28 protein-coding genes are annotated in these 23323 nt (G+C 37.2%); 5 read left to right on the plus strand and 23 right to left on the minus strand.

What is annotated here, in order from left to right:
* Positions 1-330 precede the first annotated feature (330 nt).
* The 6 genes from bshC to NIZ91_16150 all read right to left on the minus strand — a co-directional run bounded on the left by bshC (position 331) and on the right by NIZ91_16150 (position 6617).
* Positions 331-1953 carry a bacillithiol biosynthesis cysteine-adding enzyme BshC gene (gene bshC, locus NIZ91_16125; GenBank protein ID USY54262.1) on the minus strand — a complete coding sequence of 541 codons (1623 nt, stop codon included), beginning with the start codon at positions 1951-1953 and terminating at the stop codon, positions 331-333.
* An 88-nt stretch (positions 1954-2041) separates the two neighbouring features.
* The gene (locus NIZ91_16130) at positions 2042-2425 is read right to left on the minus strand and encodes a DUF3397 domain-containing protein (GenBank protein ID USY54263.1); all 384 of its coding nucleotides are present in this window, start codon (positions 2423-2425) and stop codon (positions 2042-2044) included.
* A 6-nt stretch (positions 2426-2431) separates the two neighbouring features.
* The gene (locus NIZ91_16135; protein ID USY54264.1) at positions 2432-3325 is read right to left on the minus strand and encodes a 2-dehydropantoate 2-reductase; all 894 of its coding nucleotides are present in this window, start codon (positions 3323-3325) and stop codon (positions 2432-2434) included.
* 170 nt (positions 3326-3495) lie between these two features.
* Positions 3496-5040, minus strand: a complete 1545-nt coding sequence (locus tag NIZ91_16140) for an acyl-CoA carboxylase subunit beta (GenBank protein USY54265.1) — start codon at positions 5038-5040, stop codon at positions 3496-3498.
* 13 nt (positions 5041-5053) lie between these two features.
* Entirely contained in the window at positions 5054-5266 is a 213-nt protein-coding gene (locus NIZ91_16145; protein USY54266.1) for a biotin/lipoyl-binding protein, read from the minus strand.
* Positions 5267-5282: 16 nt separating this feature from the next.
* Complete coding sequence (locus NIZ91_16150) at positions 5283-6617, minus strand: acetyl-CoA carboxylase biotin carboxylase subunit (protein ID USY54267.1); 1335 nt, start codon at positions 6615-6617, stop codon at positions 5283-5285.
* A gap of 230 nt (positions 6618-6847) precedes the next feature.
* On the opposite strand from NIZ91_16150, the gene NIZ91_16155 reads away from it, so the two are divergent.
* The gene (locus tag NIZ91_16155; GenBank protein USY57195.1) at positions 6848-7318 is read left to right on the plus strand and encodes an N-acetyltransferase; all 471 of its coding nucleotides are present in this window, start codon (positions 6848-6850) and stop codon (positions 7316-7318) included.
* A gap of 96 nt (positions 7319-7414) precedes the next feature.
* Here the strand turns inward: NIZ91_16155 and NIZ91_16160 are convergent, their stop codons facing one another.
* From NIZ91_16160 to NIZ91_16175, 4 genes are all read right to left on the minus strand, one after another.
* On the minus strand, positions 7415-8020 hold the full coding sequence (locus NIZ91_16160) for an RsfA family transcriptional regulator (protein ID USY54268.1): 606 nt from the start codon (positions 8018-8020) through the stop codon (positions 7415-7417).
* A 135-nt stretch (positions 8021-8155) separates the two neighbouring features.
* On the minus strand, positions 8156-8923 hold the full coding sequence (locus NIZ91_16165; protein ID USY54269.1) for an enoyl-CoA hydratase/isomerase family protein: 768 nt from the start codon (positions 8921-8923) through the stop codon (positions 8156-8158).
* Positions 8924-9092: 169 nt separating this feature from the next.
* Positions 9093-9266 carry a 50S ribosomal protein L32 gene (rpmF, locus tag NIZ91_16170; protein USY54270.1) on the minus strand — a complete coding sequence of 58 codons (174 nt, stop codon included), beginning with the start codon at positions 9264-9266 and terminating at the stop codon, positions 9093-9095.
* Between the two features lie 61 nt (positions 9267-9327).
* Positions 9328-9849: a YceD family protein gene (locus tag NIZ91_16175; GenBank protein USY54271.1), complete on the minus strand. Its 522-nt coding sequence runs from the start codon at positions 9847-9849 to the stop codon at positions 9328-9330.
* Positions 9850-10014: 165 nt separating this feature from the next.
* On the opposite strand from NIZ91_16175, the gene NIZ91_16180 reads away from it, so the two are divergent.
* Positions 10015-11223, plus strand: a complete 1209-nt coding sequence (locus NIZ91_16180) for a nucleotidyltransferase (protein ID USY54272.1) — start codon at positions 10015-10017, stop codon at positions 11221-11223.
* A gap of 26 nt (positions 11224-11249) precedes the next feature.
* On the opposite strand, the gene NIZ91_16185 is transcribed toward NIZ91_16180, so the two are convergent.
* Positions 11250-12227, minus strand: a complete 978-nt coding sequence (locus NIZ91_16185) for a PDZ domain-containing protein (GenBank protein ID USY57196.1) — start codon at positions 12225-12227, stop codon at positions 11250-11252.
* Between the two features lie 37 nt (positions 12228-12264).
* Positions 12265-13068, minus strand: coding sequence for a patatin-like phospholipase family protein (locus tag NIZ91_16190; protein USY54273.1), 804 nt, complete (start codon positions 13066-13068; stop codon positions 12265-12267).
* A 233-nt stretch (positions 13069-13301) separates the two neighbouring features.
* Between NIZ91_16190 and ylbJ the strand changes: the two genes are divergently transcribed.
* The gene (gene ylbJ, locus NIZ91_16195; protein ID USY54274.1) at positions 13302-14525 is read left to right on the plus strand and encodes a sporulation integral membrane protein YlbJ; all 1224 of its coding nucleotides are present in this window, start codon (positions 13302-13304) and stop codon (positions 14523-14525) included.
* A gap of 71 nt (positions 14526-14596) precedes the next feature.
* Here the strand turns inward: ylbJ and coaD are convergent, their stop codons facing one another.
* The 4 genes from coaD to NIZ91_16215 all read right to left on the minus strand — a co-directional run bounded on the left by coaD (position 14597) and on the right by NIZ91_16215 (position 18588).
* Positions 14597-15082, minus strand: a complete 486-nt coding sequence (gene coaD, locus NIZ91_16200) for a pantetheine-phosphate adenylyltransferase (GenBank protein ID USY54275.1) — start codon at positions 15080-15082, stop codon at positions 14597-14599.
* A gap of 32 nt (positions 15083-15114) precedes the next feature.
* Positions 15115-15681 carry a 16S rRNA (guanine(966)-N(2))-methyltransferase RsmD gene (gene rsmD, locus NIZ91_16205; GenBank protein ID USY54276.1) on the minus strand — a complete coding sequence of 189 codons (567 nt, stop codon included), beginning with the start codon at positions 15679-15681 and terminating at the stop codon, positions 15115-15117.
* 428 nt (positions 15682-16109) lie between these two features.
* A complete protein-coding gene (locus NIZ91_16210; protein USY57197.1) occupies positions 16110-17057 on the minus strand; it encodes an L-lactate dehydrogenase in 948 nt (315 codons plus the stop codon).
* Complete coding sequence (locus NIZ91_16215; GenBank protein ID USY54277.1) at positions 17053-18588, minus strand: lactate permease LctP family transporter; 1536 nt, start codon at positions 18586-18588, stop codon at positions 17053-17055. The genes NIZ91_16210 and NIZ91_16215 overlap by 5 nt, the downstream gene beginning before the upstream one ends.
* A 364-nt stretch (positions 18589-18952) precedes the next feature.
* Between NIZ91_16215 and NIZ91_16220 the strand changes: the two genes are divergently transcribed.
* Entirely contained in the window at positions 18953-19342 is a 390-nt protein-coding gene (locus NIZ91_16220; GenBank protein USY54278.1) for a methylthioribose kinase, read from the plus strand.
* Between the two features lie 44 nt (positions 19343-19386).
* On the opposite strand, the gene NIZ91_16225 is transcribed toward NIZ91_16220, so the two are convergent.
* Positions 19387-19662, minus strand: coding sequence for a YlbG family protein (locus NIZ91_16225; GenBank protein ID USY54279.1), 276 nt, complete (start codon positions 19660-19662; stop codon positions 19387-19389).
* Positions 19663-19726: 64 nt separating this feature from the next.
* Between NIZ91_16225 and NIZ91_16230 the strand changes: the two genes are divergently transcribed.
* Positions 19727-20047 (plus strand): hypothetical protein, encoded by a 321-nt coding sequence (locus NIZ91_16230; protein ID USY54280.1) that lies wholly within the window; start codon positions 19727-19729, stop codon positions 20045-20047.
* Positions 20048-20050: 3 nt separating this feature from the next.
* Here NIZ91_16230 and NIZ91_16235 read toward each other — a convergent pair whose 3' ends face one another.
* The 6 genes from NIZ91_16235 to NIZ91_16260 all read right to left on the minus strand — a co-directional run bounded on the left by NIZ91_16235 (position 20051) and on the right by NIZ91_16260 (position 23287).
* Positions 20051-20497, minus strand: a complete 447-nt coding sequence (locus NIZ91_16235; protein ID USY54281.1) for a YlbF family regulator — start codon at positions 20495-20497, stop codon at positions 20051-20053.
* Positions 20498-20585: 88 nt separating this feature from the next.
* Positions 20586-20975, minus strand: coding sequence for a hypothetical protein (locus tag NIZ91_16240; GenBank protein ID USY54282.1), 390 nt, complete (start codon positions 20973-20975; stop codon positions 20586-20588).
* 97 nt (positions 20976-21072) lie between these two features.
* Positions 21073-21309 carry a YlbE-like family protein gene (locus NIZ91_16245; protein USY54283.1) on the minus strand — a complete coding sequence of 79 codons (237 nt, stop codon included), beginning with the start codon at positions 21307-21309 and terminating at the stop codon, positions 21073-21075.
* 6 nt (positions 21310-21315) lie between these two features.
* A complete protein-coding gene (locus tag NIZ91_16250) occupies positions 21316-21729 on the minus strand; it encodes a YlbD family protein (protein ID USY54284.1) in 414 nt (137 codons plus the stop codon).
* Between the two features lie 70 nt (positions 21730-21799).
* Positions 21800-22402, minus strand: a complete 603-nt coding sequence (locus NIZ91_16255) for a DUF1405 domain-containing protein (protein ID USY54285.1) — start codon at positions 22400-22402, stop codon at positions 21800-21802.
* Positions 22403-22516: 114 nt separating this feature from the next.
* Positions 22517-23287 (minus strand): c-type cytochrome, encoded by a 771-nt coding sequence (locus NIZ91_16260; GenBank protein USY54286.1) that lies wholly within the window; start codon positions 23285-23287, stop codon positions 22517-22519.
* Positions 23288-23323 lie beyond the last annotated feature (36 nt).

Raw genomic sequence — 23323 nt, forward strand, 5'->3', positions numbered from 1 at the left:
TGACACCTACTTCTTTTTAAACTACTTAATTATGTATAAACACCTTAAAATAAAGGCAACTTTTATACATTTTCAATACCATTTCATTATATATCAAATTTCAACATTTTTTCAGCTATTTATACAAGAATTAAGTAGAATTTTGTCTTTCTGTTACAAAAGGTTTTATTTTGTTAAACATGAGACATATTCCTGACATAAAAAGTAAGGCGCCATGATGATTTTTAGTGTTTGTAAAAAAATAACTGTTAAGGATTTGTTTGGTTGCTTTGTGTATGTACACTGTTTCTCTTTTGCAAAAGAAAAATCCTGCTTTGCAGCAGGATTTTATTAGAGGTAACAAACCTTTAAGTGATGATTAAATTCGACTTCCTCATTGAGTAATTGTGACACGAACTGCATGCCATATTTATTCAAATAATACGCGACGTTCCAGATTCGCTCTTGAGGAGCTCCATTAGGACGAAGCGCACACTCAATTTTATTATATTTCGTATGCGTTACATCGTGCTTAACGAGCTGTTTAGATTCGACAATCTTTTGAACAGTCTCCATTTGCTTTTGAAGAATTGCTCGATTTTTCAATAGAACTTCTTCAAACGTTTTGTCTTCTTTTTGAACATTTTCACGAAGAGTTTTATGAATTTCTTCTATTTTTGCCTTCGCTTCATTAAAGTAGCCTTCATAAGGGTTACGAACTTCTGCATGTAACCATGCTTCTCGTTCTGTACTTACACCTTGTACAACTGCTTTTTCTGAATCAATATTTAGTTCTTCTAAATATTTTGCAATGTTTCGCTCGACTAACGTATAGGATAGCCGAGGAACAACTGGAGGCATAGTAAAATTAAAGATATTAAACGCCTGCTGTAATTCTGCCCAATACGCTACCTCACCAGGTCCAGCAACAAAAGCTAACGTTGGAAGCAAGTACTCTTGCATTAACGGACGTGTCACTACGTTATTGCTTAGTAACTCTGGACGCTGTTTCGCGAGTTGAATCAAGTCTTCTTTTGAAAAGGATACTTCATTCTGTTTCCCTTTAAAATTCTGATCTTCATCTCGTTCTAACAAGATACGATTTCCTTCATGAGAGTAGAAAAGATGTGCCGTTTCACTTCCCACATCAATTACCTTTTGATATTCTCCACTTAGTTTTTGCTGCTGAGAGATAACTGACTGAGATAAAGCTTCATTTTGTTCAATAAGCTGAATAAAGAAGGAAGATTCAATCTTACGTACTTCTTTTGAAGCGGCATCCATTAAAATTAAGCCATACTGTGTAAATAATTCTGTTGTTAAGTATGCAAAAAAATCAGTGAATGTCTGAGAGTTCTGAAGGGAGTTTTTTAAGAAAGCCAACACTTCTTTTGTATGCTCTGTTTCACCAAACGATTGAAATAAACTATCAATCCACTCACTACAGGCTTCTTTATTAATTGTAACATGAGAAACCATGTCTTTTGTTTTAAGAGACTGCTTAAACGTTTTCTTCAGCATATGTCCTTTATCTTCTATATACACATGATTAATTTCAGCAAAATCATGGTCTTCTCCAGCAATCCAAAACACTGGTAATACAGGCACTCCCATCTCTTTTTCCTGCTGTTTTGCTAATAGGATAATTGAAATAATTTTATGAATGGTATATAAAGGTCCTGTCAAAAGCCCTGCTTGCTGACCTCCAACCACCACAACACTATCTCGATTACGAAGCTTTTCAATATTTTCTAACGTTTTATTTGACGCATTTAATTTCTTGTTAAATGCCATTAAGTATTCAACAAGCTCTTCTCTTGGATGAGTATAGCTTTTCAAATCTTGTAAGCGCTCTTTATAAACATCACTCTTATGTATATTGTAATCAAAGTATGACATAGCCTGGTTGCTATCCTGTATATATTCTTCTGTTAACTTGTTAGTTGCTGATAAAGAGACATCTGTAATCTCCATGAAAGAACTTCCTTTCTATAACTAATACTTGTTCAGTTTACCTAGCTTCATTATCCATATTGTTTCTCGACACGTCTAGTAACATGCTTCATAACTTTAATAATTCAAAGATTAGGCCACTAACAACTAATAACACATGCGAAAACAAAAAGAAAAAGAAGCTGATTCGAAACATTCCTTTTGTCATTCTTTTCAGCTGTAAGTCTTTCTTCACCTGCCAGTTTATAAGCATTACAATCATCGCCAAAACCAGCAGCACTAAAATAATCAACCACAAAAAAGACTGGTCAAAAATTTGCTTGGCAAAGTAGTGCGTGGATACAATGAAAAAAATCGTTGAGACATATGTAGAGATATGAACTGCTTTACGCCGATTTTTTATCACTTTTTTGAGCAGGGTGTATAATACAAAAAAACCTACTACTGGCAGCGTGATAAACGTAGCCAAGATGCTTGCAACTAAGCTCCCCATTCCCGATCACCTTCCTTCACTATCTTCCAACCCTAATATTCCATTATATACAAATTGGATAATAGGAGTATTAACCTGGCGCTGAGCCGCTTCTTCTAAAATATAACCTAATATGGATTCAACCTCTGTTTTTCTTTGCTGTTGAAGATCTTTCCTCATCGATGAATGATTTTGAGCCGTTTTTTCACAAACATCTACTACTCGATTCCAATAGGCTGTTGGTTCTTTTAATCGTAACACAGCATGCAGCTCATTAAAAACAGCTTTAGCTGTTTTATAAAAAAATGGGTTAGCTGTAATCTCACCATTTTTCACTCGATAAAGAGCTGTTAAAGGATTGATTACCGCGTTTACAATTAGCTTTTGAATAAGCATCTCATACCAATCATTCTCCCAAACAAATCCAAACTCAGTCGAATGAAACTGTTGAAAGGGAATTAGGTGGTCTCCTCTAAACAAAGCAACGCGCGTGATGCCAACCCCTGAATGGATAACAACATCATCTGCCTCTTTCATTGCACCATGTTCAACAACACCTAAGTATACATTATGCTGAGGAAGGTTCTGCGCCAAATTAAGATGACTCATTCCATTTTGAACAAATAATAGCGATGTATGCTTTGAAGCTTTCATTAAATAAGGAATAACCTCTTTAATACCATATTGTTTAACCGCTATAATAACAAGTTCATACTGTTCAAAGTTTTCATTAGATGTTAAAATCCGCGCATCTACCTTTACATTTTTCTCAGTCGCTTTATGCTTTAGTGTTACTCCATTCGTCCGTAATTGATTTCTCTGTTCTTTTCTTCTCGTATACAGAGTAACGTGAGCATGCTCAGCCAAGTATGAACTCATTAAAAGGCCGATTGCACCGCCTCCAATAACTGCTATCCTCATTAAAACTTCCTCATTCTATTAGTTTATTTTCTCGATATGCCTCTTTACATAAGTAGCATACGCTCTATTAGTTTAGCAAATATTTTTAACCATTAAAATAATATCTCTTTATAATAAAAAGCTAGGTAAGGAGCCCTTACCTAGCTTTTCTACACTCTCGTTTCTTATAATTAAACTGGATATACAGGATGTTTTCTTCGAACTTCAGCTATTGCTTTTGTTTCATAATAAGCAAATCGTTCAATTAAAGTTTGGCGAAGGTCGTTAGCTGGCACGATATCATCAATAATCATCTCAGAAGCTAGCGTATATAAATCAATATGCTCTTTATACTCTTGCTGCTTCTGCTTGATATACATCATTCGCTCTTTTGGATCGGTAATCTCATTAATTTTATTGGAATAAACAGCGTTAACCGCTGCTTCCGGCCCCATTACGGCAATTTGTGCTGTAGGAAGGGCAATACAACAATCTGGTTCAAACGCTGGGCCTGCCATAGCATATAATCCAGCTCCATATGCTTTGCGTACCACTACAGAGATTTTTGGAACAGTCGCAGAACTCATTGCAGCAATCAATTTTGCACCATGACGAATAATCCCTGCTCTTTCCACTTTCGTTCCAATCATAAATCCTGGTACGTCAGCTAAGAATAAAAGTGGAATATGGAATGCATCACATAGCTGGATAAATTTCGCTCCTTTATCAGCGGAGTCAACAAACAATACGCCACCTTTTATCTTTGGTTGATTTGCGATAATCCCAACAACTTTCCCATCCATCCTTGCGAGCCCTGTAATAAGTTCGGGTGCAAATAATTTCTTAATTTCATAGAACGTTCCTTCATCAATCAACGTATCAATTGCCTCATACATATCAAACGGCACGTTTTGATTTTCAGGAATTAACTCTCCTAGTGTTTTAGACGTACTAACAGGCAACCTCCCTTCAAGCGCAGCTGGCTTTTGGTGAAAGCTTTGAGGGAAATAGCTTAGGTACGATTTTGCTTTTGAAATTGCTTCTTCTTCCGAATAAACTAGAACGTCTCCACAACCACTCACGCTACAGTGCATGTGAGCACCACCCATCTCTTCTAACGTGACTTTTTCTCCAATAACCTTTTCAGCCATTCGTGGCGACCCTAAATACATCGAAGCGTTCCCATCTACCATAATAACAATGTCACAAAAAGCAGGGATGTAAGCCCCTCCTGCTGCAGAAGGACCAAATAATAAGCAGATTTGCGGAACTACTCCCGACATACGCACTTGGTTATGAAAGATTTTCCCTGCGCCTCGTCGGTTCGGGAACATGTCTAATTGATCCGTAATTCGGGCTCCTGCTGAATCAACTAAATAGAGCATTGGGACCTGCAACTTTTCAGCAGTTTCTTGAATACGAATAATCTTTTCAACTGTTCTTGCTCCCCAAGACCCCGCTTTAATTGTTGAATCATTCGCCATTACGCATACCGTTTGACCATTCACCTTGCCAATGGCTGTAACAACACCATCAGCTGGTAGGCCTTTCGCTTTATTATTAGCAAACATCGCGTCTTCTTTGTACTCACCTTCATCAAACAATAAAGCCAAACGATCTCGAACAAATAATTTATTTTGTTGCTTTAACTTTTCATGATATTTTTTGTCTCCACCTGCTCGAATTTCTTCACATTTATCTTCATAGCGCTTTTGTAAATCATTTGTATGTATCATACGCTCACTCCTTTTAAGAAATTGTTACTAATACATCGCCTTCATTTACAAAGTCACCTACACCAACTAAAATTGCATCAATTGTTCCTGCATCAGTGCTTTCAATTGGTATTTCCATTTTCATAGATTCAAGGATAATCAACACCTGACCTTGTGTCACAGAATCCCCTTCGGATACATGAATATTTAATACCATCCCCGCCATCGTTGCTGTCATTTCTTTCATTTTTAGTCCTCCTTTTTCACTTCAAAGCTTCTGTCAATACCGCTGTGTTGTATTTTCCAGCTACATATTGCTCTGCATTTAATAATTGTTTAAACAGAGGTAAGTTTGTTTTAATTCCTTCAATTGATGCCTCCGTGAAATACGCTTTAGCAAGCTCAATTGCATTTTCTCTCGTACGACCCGTGACAACGACCTTTGCAATCATCGGATCATAAAAAGGTGTTACTTTGTCTCCGCTATCATACCCTGCATCCACTCGAACATAAGAACGCTCTGGAAGCAAAAACTGCGTGATTTGTCCAGGAGCAGGCAAAAACGTGACAGGGTCTTCTGCATATACTCTAAACTCTATCGCATGGTTGGCAAGCTGAACTTCTTCTTGTTGTAAGGGTAGCGCGTCCCCTCTAGCTACTAAGAGCTGCCACTTTACCAAGTCTAATCCCGTAACTTGCTCTGTAATTGGGTGTTCAACTTGAAGTCTAGTGTTCATCTCTAAAAAATAAAAATTTTCCTGCGCATCTACAATAAATTCAATAGTGCCAGCATTGTAATACTGAACTGCCTTAGCAGCGGCTACGGCCGTTTCATACATACGGTGTTTTGTATCAATAGATAGCGATGTTGCAGGCGCTTCTTCAATCACTTTTTGATTGCGGCGCTGTACGGAGCAATCTCGTTCAAAAAGGTGAACTGCATTCCCAAGCTGGTCTCCGAAAATTTGAACTTCTATATGCTTTGCATCTGTAATTAATTTTTCAATAAATACTTCTTCGTGACCAAAATATGCTTTAGCTCTCGCTTTTGTCGATGCATATGTTGTACGCAGTGACTTTTCATCATCACACCGAACCATTCCAATGCCTCCACCGCCACCGCTAGCTTTCAGCATAACCGGATAACCAATAGCTTGAGCTACTTTACACGCTTCTTCAATATCAGCTACAGCCCCTTCACTTCCAGGCACAACAGGAACTCCTGCTTCTTGCATAATTTTTCTCGCTCTCACTTTATCTCCCATATCTGCTATAACTTTTGGAGATGGTCCAATAAAAATAAACCCTTCTTCTTCCACACGCTTAGCAAATGTGCTATTTTCTGATAGAAATCCGTAGCCTGGATGAATTGCATCAACGTTTTCTTTATGAGCAATTTCTAACAAGCGCTCAATATTTAAATACGATTTTTGAACAGGAGGCTCTCCAATTTCATAAGCAACTGTAGCAGCTTTAACATAAGGTAGGTTTTCATCGGCTGTAGAATGAACAGCAACAGTTTGTATATCCATCGTATGACAAGTTTTAATAATACGATGAGCAATCTCGCCTCGATTAGCGATTAAAACTTTTTTCATTATATTTCTTCTCCCTTCGCTGCAGTATAAAATATTCTCAAGTCTATTCAAAACCATGGTACGATGAGACTAAAAGAGAAAAAAATCTCCCAAAACGTATAATTCTACAATTTTCTTAAAATCCCTTTGTTTTTTTGCAAACGCTTACTTTTTTTATTCTCATCTATCTATCCTATATTTGAAAATTTGTTCATATGCTATACAAGCAGCTCATTTCTAAGGAGTGATTGATAATGTATGAAGTCCAGCAGTTGCGCATTAACTATAAAACACTTGAAGAATTTAAGCAGTTTAAGCAATATGGGCTCCAAGAATTGTCCATGTTAGAAGAATTAAATGCCCAAATATCTGAAAACGAGATTCATTCCCCGTTTTACGGTATTTATATTGGAAATCGTCTTGTAGCTCGAATGAGTTTGTACCAACAGTCTAAAAAGCATGATCACTACTTTAAGCCACACCAACCTTACCTTGAAGTATGGAAGCTTGAAGTGCTCCAAGAATTTCAATCAAAGGGACTGGGCACGAGTCTAATTGAATATGCTAAATCTTTTAAGTTGCCTATTAAAACAAATCCACGAGTTCATTCTAGTCATTTCTGGACAAAAATGGGCTTTACTCCTGCTTCTTATGATTTAGAGCGAGATTTAGGAGAAAATCCAATGCTTTGGAGTCCAGAAGATGTATCAACCTCAAACTAATAGATAATATAAAAAAGCCCTTGAATCTTCTTTATCTTTAAGCTACAGTGTGATAAAGAGTCAAGGGCTTTTATATAAATGAGGTACTAAGCTTTATTATTTATTTTCAACTCGTTCTAAATTACCGTTTTTCTCCATTTGAAATTTAACTTTTCTACTTTTTTCATCTTCTTTTAGAACAACCATCTTACGAGCCCGTTCCATGATTTCAATCAACGCTTTATAGTCTTCTTCCACCGTGTATAGATTGCCTTCTAACACTTTTTTCTCTTTTTCAAGAACCGTCACTTTTTGCTGTAACTGTTCAAGTTTATGCTGCAGCTCCTCATTTGCTTCCAGTAACCCACTCGACTGCTGCTGAATTTGTTCAATCGATTCTAAGTAACGAATAACCTCACTTAACGAAGTAATCGATTGACCATCTATATATGAGAAGCGCACGGGCTGTTCTTCATCTTTTGTGATCACGCGTGATTTTAACTGTTTTCGTTGAATTTTCGCTATGTCAATACCAGTTTTGTATTGTTTGCGCACAAAAGAATTCCAGCGAAAGCCACAAGCTGCTGATGTTCGCGAAAGTTTCTTTCCCACTTCTTCAAATGCAGCGAGTTGTGTGCCACCTTCACGTATATGACGCAATACAATTTCAGCTAGTAGTAAATCTTCATCTTGAGTCCATGCATCTTGACGAGAAGAAGTCATTTTTCTATCCCTCCTTATCCGTACTTATTAAATAAGTATGCAACTACTAGATAAGATAGACTATTGTTCAACTTCTCAAGGCAGAATTTCTTAACTTGCCTTTTTCAAGATACTTTATCCACATAATTAGCTTTATTAAGCCTTCTTTTGAAGTCGGTTATTTACCGCTTGCTTGTGTTCTTCACTTTCCCAGAGCAAACTACAATGGTTAACCTCTGCCTCCATTCGTTCCCATAAATCAACTTGGTTCCATTTTGCAATAGGCATTTGTTTGTATGCCGTCAGCACCGTACTAGGCTTTGTAATAATTGGTAACAACCATTCTTCACAGCGCATAGCGAGCTCTTGGTATGATGTTACGTAAGATAAAAAGCCAACCTGCTTGGCACGCTCCACGCTGTAGATTTGAGAGCTCGTTAGCATTTCCATTGCATCCGAGTAACGAAGTTTTTCGAATAAAATTGTGCCGCCCCCCCAGCCAGTTGTAATGCCTAAGTCCCCTTGTATAAACCCAAATTCGCTGTGAGCTGCGCTGATGCGAAAGTCACAAGCAATTGCAATTTCACATCCGCCCCCAACTGCTGTACCGTTTAATAAAGCTACTGTGGGTTTTGGTAATACAAGTAATTGATATAAAATTCTCCCCATTTTCTTTAGCATACTCTCGGCTTCTGCCGCTGTTTCTAGAGCATGAAAAGCTGAAATGTCCCCACCGCTACAAAAAGCTTGTGAACCTGCTCCGGTAATTACCAATGCTTTAATATGAGGATTCGCTTTCACTTCAGCTAAAGCCTCCTCTAAAGAATTCATCACGTCATAGTCCACAGCGTTTCGCTTCTCGGGGCGATTAATAACAAATGTGCTAATGCCGTTGTTATCTACAAAAAACTTTGTCTTTACCAATGTCTTTTTCCCCCTTTTTCATCTTTACTCAACTTTTTCATAAGTAAAGAATTCGAGAAGCGAAATATAAACTCCTGCATTTCCCTTCAGAAAAGCAGTTATTCCAATCCTTAAAGAACGTTTTAATGCAAAAATAAAAGACCCTTCAACAGGGTCTTTTATTTTTGCATTATTTGTTTACTACGTCATTTCCTTTGTAAGTACCACAAGCCTTACATACACGGTGTGATAGTTTCATTTCGCCACAATTTGAGCACTCTACCATACCAGGAACTTGTAGTTTAAAGTGCGTACGACGCGTTCTTTTCTTCATTTTAGATGTTCTTCTAAAAGGTACAGCCATTATTCCCACCTCCTTAAAAGAGTTTTTAATCATATGAAGGCCCGAAAGCCGGATCTTCGCGTTAGTTATTTTCTTTGTTTTTAAAGAAATTTTCTAATACAGCTAAACGTGGATCGACCTTTTCCTGTTGCTCTTCTTCCGTTACAACTTCCCAATCTTTTCCTGATTGAGGAGCAGCACCCTTTTGTTCTTGATTATCGCTAAAAACTTGAAGCGGAATTTCAACAATAATTAATTCCTTAATAAGTGGTAATAAATCCACTACTTCGCCTTCCACAATTCTCATTTCACCGTCATTTTCATAATCGGCATCGCTATTGAACAGATACGTTTCTGTTGCTTCAATAGAAAAAGGATACGGAACATCGACTAATGTACGAGCACAAGGCAATGTCATTTCTCCAGAAATTTTAAGATGGAATGTGACTTTTGAAGAACTGATATCAGCTCTTCCTTTCACATGAACATCTGACATGCGACGAATCTGTGGATCGGTATTAACAAAATCCTTACCGTCTACAATTTCATCAAAAGTTAATCCTTTATTTTGTAACTGGTACAACTGATGTATTGTCCATTTCATTGTTAATCACCTCAAGGCAACAAAGGTTATTATAGCTTTCACAAGATTATTTGTCAATATTTTTTCTTTACACTATAATGTACTTAAATTTATTTTTTTCTTTTCATAATCCTTACGCTAAAACTGCTCAATAGTACTTAAAAATTTAATAAAAGGAGACTCATTATGCAAGCTGTAGGAATTATAGTTGAATACAATCCTTTTCATAATGGCCATTACTATCATTTGCAAAAAGCAAAAGAGCAAACAAATGCTGATTGCGTCATCGCAGTGATGAGCGGTCACTTTTTACAGCGGGGTGAACCTGCTCTCGTATCAAAGTGGGCTCGTACGAAAATGGCTTTAAAAGCAGGTGCCGACCTTGTCATTGAACTACCTTATGCATTCTCCACTCAGCAAGCTGATACATTCGCAAACGGTGCTATAGCCATATTAGAACACCTTAAAGCTTCGTATGTATGCTTTGGCAGCGAACATGGAAACACGCAGTCTTTTCTTGAATTTAGCAAACTGTTAAGAGAGCATGAACATTCTATAGCAGAGCATACAAAAAACTACTTAAAGGATGGAAATAGCTATCCAAAAGCGCTTTCCCTTGCTATGAACAATATTACTAATGAACAAATTGGGCTAAATATGGACCAACCAAATAACATTTTAGGGGTAAGCTATGTAAAAGCTATTGAAAAACAGCATGCATCTATTAAACCACATACGATTACTCGAATTCAATCCCATTATCACGATAAAACGCTTTCTGAGACAGAAATTACAAGCGCAACAAGTATTCGTCATGCTTTATTCCAGGATATCATTGATGTTAAAGACTTATCACGCCATATGCCTACTCATGTTATTCAAGAGTTAAAAGATTATCAAACAAGAACTGGCTTTTTACATAACTGGGAGCTCTATTTTGCATTTTTAAAGTATCAGCTCATGACCCATTCACCTAAGTCTCTTCAATCCATCTACGAAATTGAAGAAGGCATTGAACATCGCTTATTAAACGCTATAAAAGATTCGCTATCCTTTGAAGATTTTCTAAGCAAAGTAAAGACCAAGCGCTATACTCGTACACGCCTTCAGCGGATGTGTGTTCATATTTTAACCAACACCCAAAAAAGCGACATGAACAAATCACCTTTAATCAATTACCTTCGATTGCTTGGTATGTCTCAAACGGGTAGACAATATATAAAGCACGTAAAAAAAGACATGTCTGTTCCTATTGTATCCACTGTGTCTCAATGTAAACACACAGACTTATTACTGGATATAAAAGCGACGAACATTTATAGTTCGCCTTTAAAAGAGCCCATACGCTCCCAATTTTTAAAACAGGAGTATACGCAGCCGCCTATCATGATTTAAAAAAAGCGAAGTGAGTTAGTATCGACTCACTTCGCTTTTTTAGCTTTATCTAACTTTTCTAGGTATTCGACCGCATCATTAAATGTATCAACCGGAACAATTTTCATATCAGTTTCAATTTTTTCTCCCGCTTGTAGCGCTTCCTTATAGTTCGAATTAGGGGCTCCTTGCTGGTTAGGAGCAAAGAAAACTTCGGCTCCTTCTTTATCCGCAGCCACAATCTTTTGAGAGATTCCTCCAATAGGACCTACAATACCTTTATCGTTGATTGTTCCTGTGCCTGCAATCTTATGCCCTTTTGTCATATCTTCTTTTGTAAGTTGATTATAAATTTCAAGTGAAAACATAAGACCAGCAGAAGGGCCACCAATCTTTTCAGTATCAATTTCTACGTCTGGTTCTACGTCCACTTCTCGACTGGTTTCTAAAGAGATGCCTAACCCAAAGCGTGTTTGATCGTCTGGAAATGGGGATAGAGGAAGTTCTACTACTTGTTCTTCTTTATTTCGTAGGATAGTTACAGCGACCTTATCACCTTTTTTCTTCTTCGCTACGTATTCAATTAGTTGCTCTGCTGTCTCAATATTTTGACCATCTACCTCTTTCACGATATCGCCAACCTTAAGCTTGCCATAGGCCGGCATATCAGGTACTACTGTAACAATGTAAACACCTTTATTTTCAAACTTAATTTCTTTATTTGCTGCATTGTATGCAACAATAACCGCTGCATCTTTGGACGTATCCATCATATGTAATTGCCTTACCGTATAATCGCTATCACTCTCTCCTTGCTGCAAAATGTCTTCTTCAGGATACAAGTGATGAAAATCTTGAATATGAGCCATAGCATATGATAAAGGCGTTGCTCTTCCCATCCGAACTGTGGTTAACATAAACGTTCCCTGCTCTTCATACCCCCCTTGCACATTAATAATAGGCTTTAGCTCCTGTGCTATGCCAGGCTTTGTAATATAATAAGGCAAGGGGTAAAAAAATAACATAGCAACTGTTACTACTAATGCTATGTAAGATAAAATTCTAACTCTCTTCTTCACCTTTACGATTCTCCTTCCACTTTTCGATAGCCTCTTGAATAGACGGTAACTGCTCGATTGCAGCTTGTTCACCAATTTCAATAATTTCTTTAATATTTGTAAACGCTCGAGAACTAAACCTTTCTACTTTAGGACGAAGCATTACATCAGAAGCAATTGCGCGATTCGTTACAAGCTCGTCTTGAAGAATATCTAGGCTCTGTAAAATAACGTCAAAAATCGATGTGATTTCTGCATTTCTTTTCACATGAGAGACATCGACTGCAAGCACAATATCTGCTCCCATTTCTCGTACAACGGATACCGGAATACGATCGATAACCCCTCCATCTACTAGCAAGCGTCCATTTACATTCTCCGGTGCAAAGATACCTGGAATAGAGATGCTCGCTCTTACAGCTTGTGCAACTGATCCCGTTTTAAAAATGACTTTTTCCCCAGCTTTTAAGTCCGTAGCTACAATAGCAACGGGAATATTTAAATCTTCAATCTTTTTATTCTTGGTTAGAGCTTTTACCAAAGATTTTATACGATTTCCCGCAATAAACCCCATTTTAGGGATTGTAAAATCTAAATAATATTTCCTTTTAAAAGTAAGTGCCATTTTATACAGTTGATTCATCTCAGTACCAGATGCATACATAGCCGCAACTAAAGCGCCCATGCTGCTACCCGCCAAATAGTGAATAGGGATATTGTTTTCCACCAGAACTTTAATAACCCCAAGATGAGCAAATCCTCTTGCTCCTCCTGACCCTAATGCTACTCCAATCGTTGGGCTTTTCATAGTTAGGCCCCCTTACTAATCACTCGTTTTATTCAGTATATACGTCTGTCGCTATAAAGTGAAACCTGAGCACATAAATAATCATTTTTATCTTTAGCTTAACCAAGAAAGTAGAGAAAGAAAACGTGTTCTAAACGATTAACTAGCATAAATTGGACTAACTAATTCGTATATTGATATATAGGACATGTACCTGCTGTATCGTATGCTGTTTAAAAGGAGAGGGAATCGAATTGAATAAATCCATGGTAAAAACGATTGTGTTAGGAGGAACTGCTTTAACGCTTACCTTTGCCTTACTCACTTATCCAAAAGAAGCACTGGAAGCTTCAGTCCGAGGATTAAATACATGGTGGAAGGTCGTATTTCCTTCATTGTTGCCTTTCTTCATTCTTTCCGAACTGTTAATAGGATTTGGAGTTGTTCGCTTTATTGGATCAATATTAGAACCTTTAATGCGCCCTTTGTTTCGAGTTCCAGGAGTCGGAGGGTTTGCGTTAGCAATGGGAATGGGTTCTGGATTCCCTTCTGGAGCAAAAATTACCGCTCGATTACGACAAGAAGAGCAGCTATCAAAAACAGAAGCTGAGCGCCTTGTTTCTTTTACCAACTCCTCAAACCCTATTTTTATCTTCGGGGCGGTTGCGGTTGGCTTTTTTAGCAACGCAGCGGTAGGAGTAATCCTTGCTTTTGCACACTATCTCGGAAACATTTTAGTAGGACTTGTTATGCGATTTTACGGAAAAAAGACGGATACAACATACTCTGCTTCAGCGCAGCGTCCGTCCCTTATCCAAGCTTTCAAAGAAATGCACCAAGCCCGCATAAAAGATCAAAGGCCCATCGGTAAGCTTTTAGGTGATGCTGTTTTATCGTCAGTTCAATCTTTATTGATGATTGGTGGATTTATTATTTTATTTTCTGTTTTAAACAAGCTGCTGTTCGTCATGAACATTACAACGTTTATAAGCAGTGGCCTTTCATATTTATTTAGTTTACTGCAACTTTCAACGGCACTAAGTCTTCCTTTTATATCAGGACTTTTTGAAATCACAATGGGCAGTCAATTAACTAGCCAAACAGCAGAATCTACCCTATTGCAACAGGTTATTGTTGTTAGTTTCATCCTGGGCTTTAGTGGTTTTTCTGTTCATGCTCAAGTTGCGAGTATTCTTGCTGATACAGATATTCGATTTTTTCCCTTTTTTTGTGCACGCCTGATGCACGGACTATTTGCTAGTATCCTTGCTATCCTAGCATGGAAACCTTTTGAGCAAAATATTTTATCTCAGGCTCAGTGGTCTCCACATGCTTTGCCTACTTTTTTACAGGACGGCACAACCAGCTGGAGTCAAGCTTACTTTGAATTTTGCACTCTATATGGACCAACGTTTACGATTTTATTATTATTTACTTATTCTTTGTTATATATGAAGCGTAACTTTCCACTAAAATAAACGACAAAAACGCCATCCATTCCTATAGCAAGCTAAAATAAACGTTTGCGTAAGGATGTAATGGCGTTCTATCATTTTGCTGAAAATTTCTTAGAAAGTGCTTCTTTTACAAGCGGAGGCACAAGCTCAGAAATATTGCCACCATATTTAGCGACTTCTTTTACAATGCTAGAACTTAAGAAAGAATATTGATTATTCGTCATCATAAACAACGTTTCAATCTCTTTATCCAACACACGGTTTACAGATGTTATCTGCATTTCATATTCAAAGTCCGATACTGCTCGTAAACCACGTAAGATGGTGCTAGCTTGCTTTTGTTTTGCATATTCCATCAGTAAGCCGCTATACGATTCTACTACTACATTTGGAATTGATTCTGTTACTTGCTTTAATAGTTCAATTCGCTCTTGTACTGTAAACAACGGGTTTTTGGATGAGTTGTTTAATACAACCACATATAACGTATCAAATACGTTTGAGCCTCGCTTAATAATGTCTAAATGACCGTTCGTTACAGGATCAAAGCTCCCTGGGCAAACTGCTATGCTCCCCATAAAAATCCCCTTTCTTTTATGTAAAACAATTGTTATACTTCTTCAGGCTGCTTGTATGTATAAATTGATACACCAATAATTCCATAGTTTTCACTTTTTATCTTTTCAAACTCATTAATTTCATCTGGAAGCACTACATCGTTTGCATGTTCAGCAACAATTACACCTGAAGCTTGCAACAGTTTATGCTCGCTAATTGTTTCGATAAGCGCTTTCAACTTTTGTGCCTTATACGGAGGATCCAGTAAAATTAAGTCAAACTGTATCTCTCGCTTAATGATAGCTTTTAGCGCTCTTTCAGAGTCGTTGCGATACACTTCTGCTTGTTCTTGTAAACTACATGTTTCCAAATTACTTTTTATCGTTTGAATGGCTTTACCGTCTCGATCCACAAAAATCGCTCGATCTATCCCTCTGCTTAGCGCTTCAATGCCTAAGCCTCCACTGCCTCCAAATAAGTCAAGAGCTATTCCACCTTCAAAGAAAGGGCCAATCATATTAAAAATAGCTTCTTTTACTTTATCTGTTGTAGGGCGCGTGGAATTACCTGGGACTGCTTTTAGTGAATGTCCTTTACAGCTTCCAGCTACTACTCTCATGTCTATCACTACCTTACTTTTACTTGCTTATTCTTCATTATCCTAACACAAAATTAACTATAAAAACTAGCGGAAATAAACTTTTTCCATTTTTATGGCATAAAGTGACGTCAACAACGAAAAGAATAGAAGTTTCACTCTGATTATGTATAAAACAAGAATTAGAGGACATACTACTTACCAACAACATCATCGAACCGATGTTGTTGCCAACCGCGGAGAAGACTTACGTTTCCCCATAAGTTCTTCCTCCGGTTTCTCCTCTCCCTTTTATTTTCTCACTCGAAGGGTGCATGAAAATAACCCTATGACCCTAGTGGTTATGGGGGTTTTTTTAGTTTAAAAGCAGCTTATTGTTCACTTTTATAGACATGGTTGCCTAAACATAAAAAAATACCGTGGGCAGATACCACGGCAATATTTTCATCTTATTTAACACGAATTTCTCTCAGTATATCGGCCGACTTGTTGAATAATTCTTGTTCATTATCATTCAATTTTAACTCAATCACTTCTTTTACACCTTCACGGGTAACGACAGCTGGAACACTCATATAGATATCCTCTTGACCATATTCCCCATTGAGTAAACAAGACACCGGTAATATCGAGTGCTCATTATTCAGAATAGCTTTTGTAATTCTTGTTAAGCACATGCCAATTCCAAAGTTTGTAACCCCTTTGCGGTTAATAATCTCATAAGCAGCATCTCGAACTGACCCAAAGATTTTAGTGAGATTTTCTTTATCTTTCTCGTTGTTTCTTCTTTCAAGTAAGTTGTCAAATGATTCAACTCCAACGGATGCTTGACTAAATACGGGTAGTTCACTGTCACCATGTTCTCCCACAATAACAGCATGTACATTGTGAGGATCCACTTCAAAGTATTCTCCTAAAAGAACTCTGAAGCGAGCTGAATCTAACGTAGTTCCTGAACCGATAACTCGGCTTGCTGGAAGCCCGCTTTCTTTATATGCAACATAACTCAATACATCTACCGGATTAGAAGCAAGCACAATAATCCCATCAAACCCACTCTTTTTAATATTTTGAATAATGGATTGCATAATACGAGTGTTACGTTCTACTAATTGAAGTCTTGTTTCACCTGGCTTCTGATTAGCTCCTGCTGTAATTACAACAATACGAGCATCTTTGCAATCTGAGTAATCTCCTGCGTATACTCTCATATTTGTACTAGCAAAAGCCATACCATGAACCAAGTCCATTGCTTCACCTTCTGCCTTTTCTTTATTAGCATCAATTAATACAAGTTCTGTAACAAAGCCTTGATTGACTAAGCTATAAGCATAAGCTGTACCAACTGAACCACAACCAACTAAAACAATTTTCCTCATGCTCTCACCATCCTTAATAAATAATCAAGTTTATAATTCCCACAAAAGCAAGGAATATCAAACTTATTTTAATAGTATATTTGAATATTTCACTTTCACGACCTACCAGGCCAACTGCAGCGGCTGCTACCGCTATAGATTGAGGGCTTAACATTTTTGCCATATCCCCTCCAACAATATTACTCGCTACCATACCAGCAGGGCTTAAACCGACTTGCTCTGCTGTAATAACTTGTAGTGGTGCAAAGAGTGATCCGCTATTAACAACTGATCCTGTTAAAAATACACCTATCCATCCTAATACCGGACTAAATAGCGGAAATAAACCACCGGTAGAAGCAAAAGCAAGTCCTAATGTAGAACTCATTCCTGAATAGTTACAAATGTAAGCAAATGCTAGAACTGCACAGATGGTAGCAATTGGAATAACTAGTTCTTTAACCGTTTCTTTTAGAGCCTGCTTTATAATTGAACGTTTAACTTTAAATATAAGGATTGTAAGGAGGGAAGCATAAACAATTGCACTTGTTGTTGATGATAACAAATCAAGAGTAAACACCGCTCCAAACGGTGTAACATCTGATACAACTGGTGGAACTTTATTAATTAAGCCATTGAGGGTTGGAATAGGAAAATTCATAATTAGGCTTTCAAATTTTAACTTAGAAAATACAATTACAAGTAAGGTTAAGAAGATAAATGGGCTCCAAGCTCTAATAAGCGTTCCAACACTTTCCTGTTGTTTTGGCCTTAAATATATATACAGAACAATCAGCGTAATAGAAGCAGATAAAATGTCAACTAACGGTGCTCCAATAGTGTTAAGTGTCGCCCATAGGACTGCTGTAAATGTGACAGCAGCCACTAAAATTGTCTTAAATGTTTCCTTAATACCTCTTATACCATCAACTAAAAACACAAGCAGAAAAGGTAGAACAAACGTAACAAAGGGAATAATATAAGTTGTTCTCATCGCAACATCTAAGGGATCAAGCCCAGTAAGCTGAGCAGGGGTTGTAACTGGAATACCCATAGCACCGAACGAACCACCAGCAATATTAGCAACTAAACAAATACCAGCAGCTTTAACGGGATCAAAACCTAAACCAACTAAAATGATAGCAGTAATGGCAACTGGTGCTCCAAATCCTGCTGCCCCTTCTAAGAAAGCACCAAAACAATAAGCAACGATAATTACTTGAATGCGTTTATCCGGAGACATGGAAGTAATACTCTTTTTAATAATGTCAAATTTACCTGTTTTAACAGTCAATTTATAAAGAAAGATTGCAGCCAGCACAATAGAAGCAACTGGATATAAACCTGCTAGCACCCCATAAATACCCGTCCATACTGTTTTTGAAATAGGCATTCCGTAAAAAACAATCGCTATAAGTCCGGCAATAATTGCACTAATTAAACCAGCAATGTGTCCTTTAATTTTCAAAACAGTTAATAAAATGATGAACAACAAAATAGGTATAGTTGCAACTAAGGCAGATAACCAAATGTTATTAAACGGATCATAAACTTGATTCCACATAAGCAATACCTCTTTTCCATTTATTTACACATAATTTTAGGTTCGACAGCTAACCACTCGATACAATTATATTGTCCTAAAAGTGAAGACTTTTATGTGTGAGATAAAAAATATACAGGAAAAGAAAACGATAACTCACGTTAAAATGACTATTTTATACAAGCCAAGCTCTACTTCTAATACAATAGGTGTGCAAGTAATAGTATGTCTTATATTACTCACCGCTCTTTATCTTTCTATATTTTTCGACGTCTCATTCTCTTAGGAAGGATATTACTATAAGGTAGAGACAAGGGATTTTTCTATTTACTCTCAAAAAATTCAATGTTACATTAAACTTGACTGTAAATAAAACTAAAGGAGATTAAGGATGATTCAACGTTTTATTGAGCTTGGACAAGGTTACTCAGATATCTATGAACTATTCGAAATTGCAAAGCACAATACGCATCGCCTACAGCACTTAATCATGTTGCGCACCGTGATTGACAATCAGCCAAAAGCATCGTTCATTGTTGCACTGAATCCAACAACTGAAGGAAATTTCCAACCCCTTTACGTATGTCGAGAAGGAATTAGCCTATCAGAAACTAAAGCAAGTAAACGCGTCGAGCTGTTTGAACAATTAGCTAATTCCTTAGATAAAAGCATAATCGTATTAGATGTTAAACCTTCCACAATGTTTTCAGAAACAGAGCTTTATTACCAACATTTAATTGGCATTTTGCGTATGAACAGGTATATTTTACCTTTGCAATAGACATACATAAAAAAAGGAATGTTTCAAAGAAACATTCCTTTTAATTATATGCCAATCTTGTAGTCGTACTCTTTTGCTTTATCAGGCTTTGAATTTTCAAATTCAGTTTTTAATTCTGGTCGATAAGAAAGCAATACTTTTTTCACAAAAGGCAACGATTGAATACGCTCCATTGTCTTTTCAATTCCGTCCTGATTGCAATACAACACAACGTATTTTAGTTCTCTTGAAACATACTGTACATTTCCATACTTACGAAGTGCTTTGGCTTGCTTTACAGAGTGTACATATGCAATAAGTCCTTGACGATTAACAAACATAATAGCTTCCCCTTTTACATAGGTTAAAATAGTTTTATATGAAACTGAAGTAGGTGAGTTATGTATGACGTTAGATGACATTTGGTCTTCCTTTTTTTCTCATTTTACTAGGAATAAATTAATTGAACAAGTAGAAAAAAAAGAAATTACGCATGTTCCGTTCCTTTACATTACCTCAAGCAAAGGTGATTTACATCAAATTGAAGAGTGGATTCGTATAGCATCTGAGGCCGCTACCACAAATGCAAAAGTAACGTGGCAAACGGAGTTTGTTCGCCACGCCACTTCAACATATGTCTACCGCCACCGCTTCTTTGTCCCTCAAAGAAAATCATTCTGTTGTGGAAACGTGTGCGGTACAGATTGTACGAGACTGCGATTGTAAGGCTTAGGCACTACAACCGCAGCTTCCACCTGCTCCGCACCCTCCGCCACAGCTGCTTCCTGTATCGAAAAATGGATTGCCAGTTGGAACTTTTATATGTTCTGACACAGATTGTCCAATGATAACACTAATCTCATCCAAAAGCTTTTGTAGCTCATTTTCTGCTTTTTTAAACGCAGCAATCGTATGCTGTAAGTCTACAGAACGCTTAATATCACGCATTTGCTTTGTAATGGATTTATAATCGGGATGATATTTACCAAACCGCTGGACATCTTCGTATTGCTCTTTCATTTTACCGAATTCAGCAATTAATTCCTGTGCTTCTGTGTCTTTATTTAATCTATTTAAACATTCACGATAATGTTCAGCTACATCTGAATGCAAGACCATATTTGCTAGTGCATCAGACTCATCAAGTAGCTCAATAGTTCTCATTGTTGTGAGCATCGTAAATATACACCTCCTACTTTATCTTATCATGTTTCACTTTCAAAAGAAAAAGAACATGCAACATTTTATTACATGTTCTTTTCATTTATACAATTTTAATTGTAAAAGATTCTTTTAAATTGTAACTTTCATGCTCATTTTTCATTAGTTCAATCGTAACTTGATGAGAACCTTTAGGTAATTCTTTAATAACAAAAGCTGCTTGTGTAATAGGATTAATTGCTTTACCGTCGACTTTTACTTCAAGAAAACCATTGCCATCATTAAATGAAAATCCGTTAATGATACATTCAACATATACATTAGCTCCCCTTACATGCTGATGTACTACCAATTGTTTCTCTGTACCAATCGTTTCCATAGCAGCTTGGCCTGAAAAGCTTACTATTTCTTTATTTGTTTCCGGCTTTGGCTTATCATTCTGGCATCCTACAAGTGAAAAGATACAAGCTACTAAGCATAATATAACACGCATCCAGATCATCCTTTGCATATGTTTTATGCTTAGCTTTTGCACTGACATTCTTTTTTACTCAAAAAAAAGCTTCGTAAACACGAAGCTCTCTAACACATTATTGATTCCTCATCGATTGAAACATGTGAAACATCATGTTTGCCATCTGAATTGAGTTTGAAAATTTTTCAACTTTATGAGGAATTGTCTGCTTATAATAGGTTTTGGACTCTAAGTCAAACTTCTCTAATTCATCTGGGTTTCTCGTCAAGCGTCGATACCACATCGGCTGCTCCCGAATGAACTCATTCAACTTTGGCTTAGAACGAATGTACTCATATACATCTTCCCTCATAATTAGCTAATCCTTCCGAAAACCAAATGGATTTCTTGGACCAGTCGGCGTGCTGCGCGTTAATGATTTTGGTGATTGAAACTGCTGCAACACCTGCTGGATATTGGTAATAGCTGAGTTAATGTTTGTAATATGGTTTTGCATTTGATCTAAATCCATATTTTTAAAGGATGATACAATTGTGGACATAATATCTTTTTTGTTCTCTGCTTCCTCTGCCGTTTCTAATTCTGCTTTCTCACCTTCAGAGCGATAAGTATCCCATATGGAATCTTCAGCTCCAAATAAGTACCAGTCTTCATATAGTTCTTTCCACGTTTTTCTCTGCGCCCGAACTTCTTCCACTAGCTTCGGGTGCGCTTTAACAAAGTTTTTAAATTCTACAACAGATGGATGAACTTCTCGTTTTGTCTCATTCACAGTCACTCACCTCATACATAATAGCCTACTATAGTGTAGAGTATGAGGGGTTGTTTGGTTCGCCTATTTTTTAAATTTTTTTCATAATTATGCTGTTTTTTTGAAACGGTAAAACCGCTAGTATGTATGCTAACAGAATTGAAAAGATGCTCAGCCAAAACGTAAAGTAACCAATTTGAGGGATATAATCATTTAACATGCTATACCTTGGCATCATAAAGAACACATAGTCGATGATGTCATTATGTAAAGTCCAAACAGCCGCAATTGCTAAATGCCAAAGCTTGATTCGGTAAAACGGTGAATATAATAAACCTTGAACAGCCATGGCACCATGTGATCCCATAAGCATAAGCATGATGGCATCCATTTGCCCCGTTGTCAAATAGACAAGAATATTCATTACAACTGCCCAAATTCCATATTTAAACAGCGTAATCATTGCTAGAGCTTCAAAGAGTGGAAGCTGCTTTTTAAATAAAAAGCCAATTAAAACGATAACAAAAAACAAGCTTGCCGTCGGACTATCTGGAACAAATAAAAGAAAATGAGCAGGAGTTTGTGATAACTGATTCCCATACCAAATATAACCATAGATTGTTCCCAAGATGTTGATGATTAGTAAAAGTGTCAAAAAGCGTTTATCCTTTAACGTATACCAAAACCAACTCAACGTGAACACCTCTCTTCCGTTTCATATGAATTGCGACAATTTCTTCATCATTATAAAGTTATTTTTCACAAAAAAAAATACCTATTCATAGCAAAGCTATAAATAGGTATCTTTTTATTCCTCTTTCCCTATGTTTGCTATAAACTCAGAAAGCGTTTTTAATTCTTCATCTGAGCCTTTAAAAATACCGGCTGGCATACTACCTTGACCATTCTTAGCAATATCTGCGATTTCTTCAGCAGATAAATCTAATCCTGTCAGTGCCGGAGCTGCAGGTCCTCCCTGAAGATTTTCACCATGACAGGTTAAGCACGTCTGCTCTTGCATAATTTTGTAGCCGTCTGCTTCCGTATCAATTGCTACTTCTTCACGGATTTCTCCCTGTGCTTCTTTTGCTTCCCAGTCAACACTTACAACTGACTCCCATGTTAAATAAAACACGGCAGCTACTCCTAATAGCATAAAGCCAGTTGCCAACGGGCGCTTCGTTGGCCTTCTTTCCGGACCACGGTCAAGAAACGGCGCAAGCATAAGCGCACCAAAAGCGATACCTGGAATAATAAAGGCTCCAATGGCGTTATATGGACCTGAAGCATACGTATACTTTAAGAGCTGGTATAAAAATAAGAAATACCAGTCTGGTAATGGCAGATATCCTGTATCAGTCGGATCTGCAATCCGCTCCAATGGAGAAGGATGCGCGATAGTTAAACAAAGATAACCAATTAAAAAGACAGCACCTACCATCCATTCCTTTAATAAAAAGTTTGGCCAAAATGCTTCCGTTTTACCTGGAAATTCCGAATAGTCTTTTGGAATATTCGGTTTTCTTTCAGCAGGTACACGTGAGTCACCGACGAATTTCATCCCTTTACCACGATGCATGCCGATTCTCCCTCCCTTTCTTCACATATTTCTCAC

It is taken from the genome of Bacillus sp. 1780r2a1, assembly GCA_024134725.1.
Classification (GTDB): Bacteria; Bacillota; Bacilli; order Bacillales; family Bacillaceae_H; genus Priestia; species Priestia aryabhattai_A.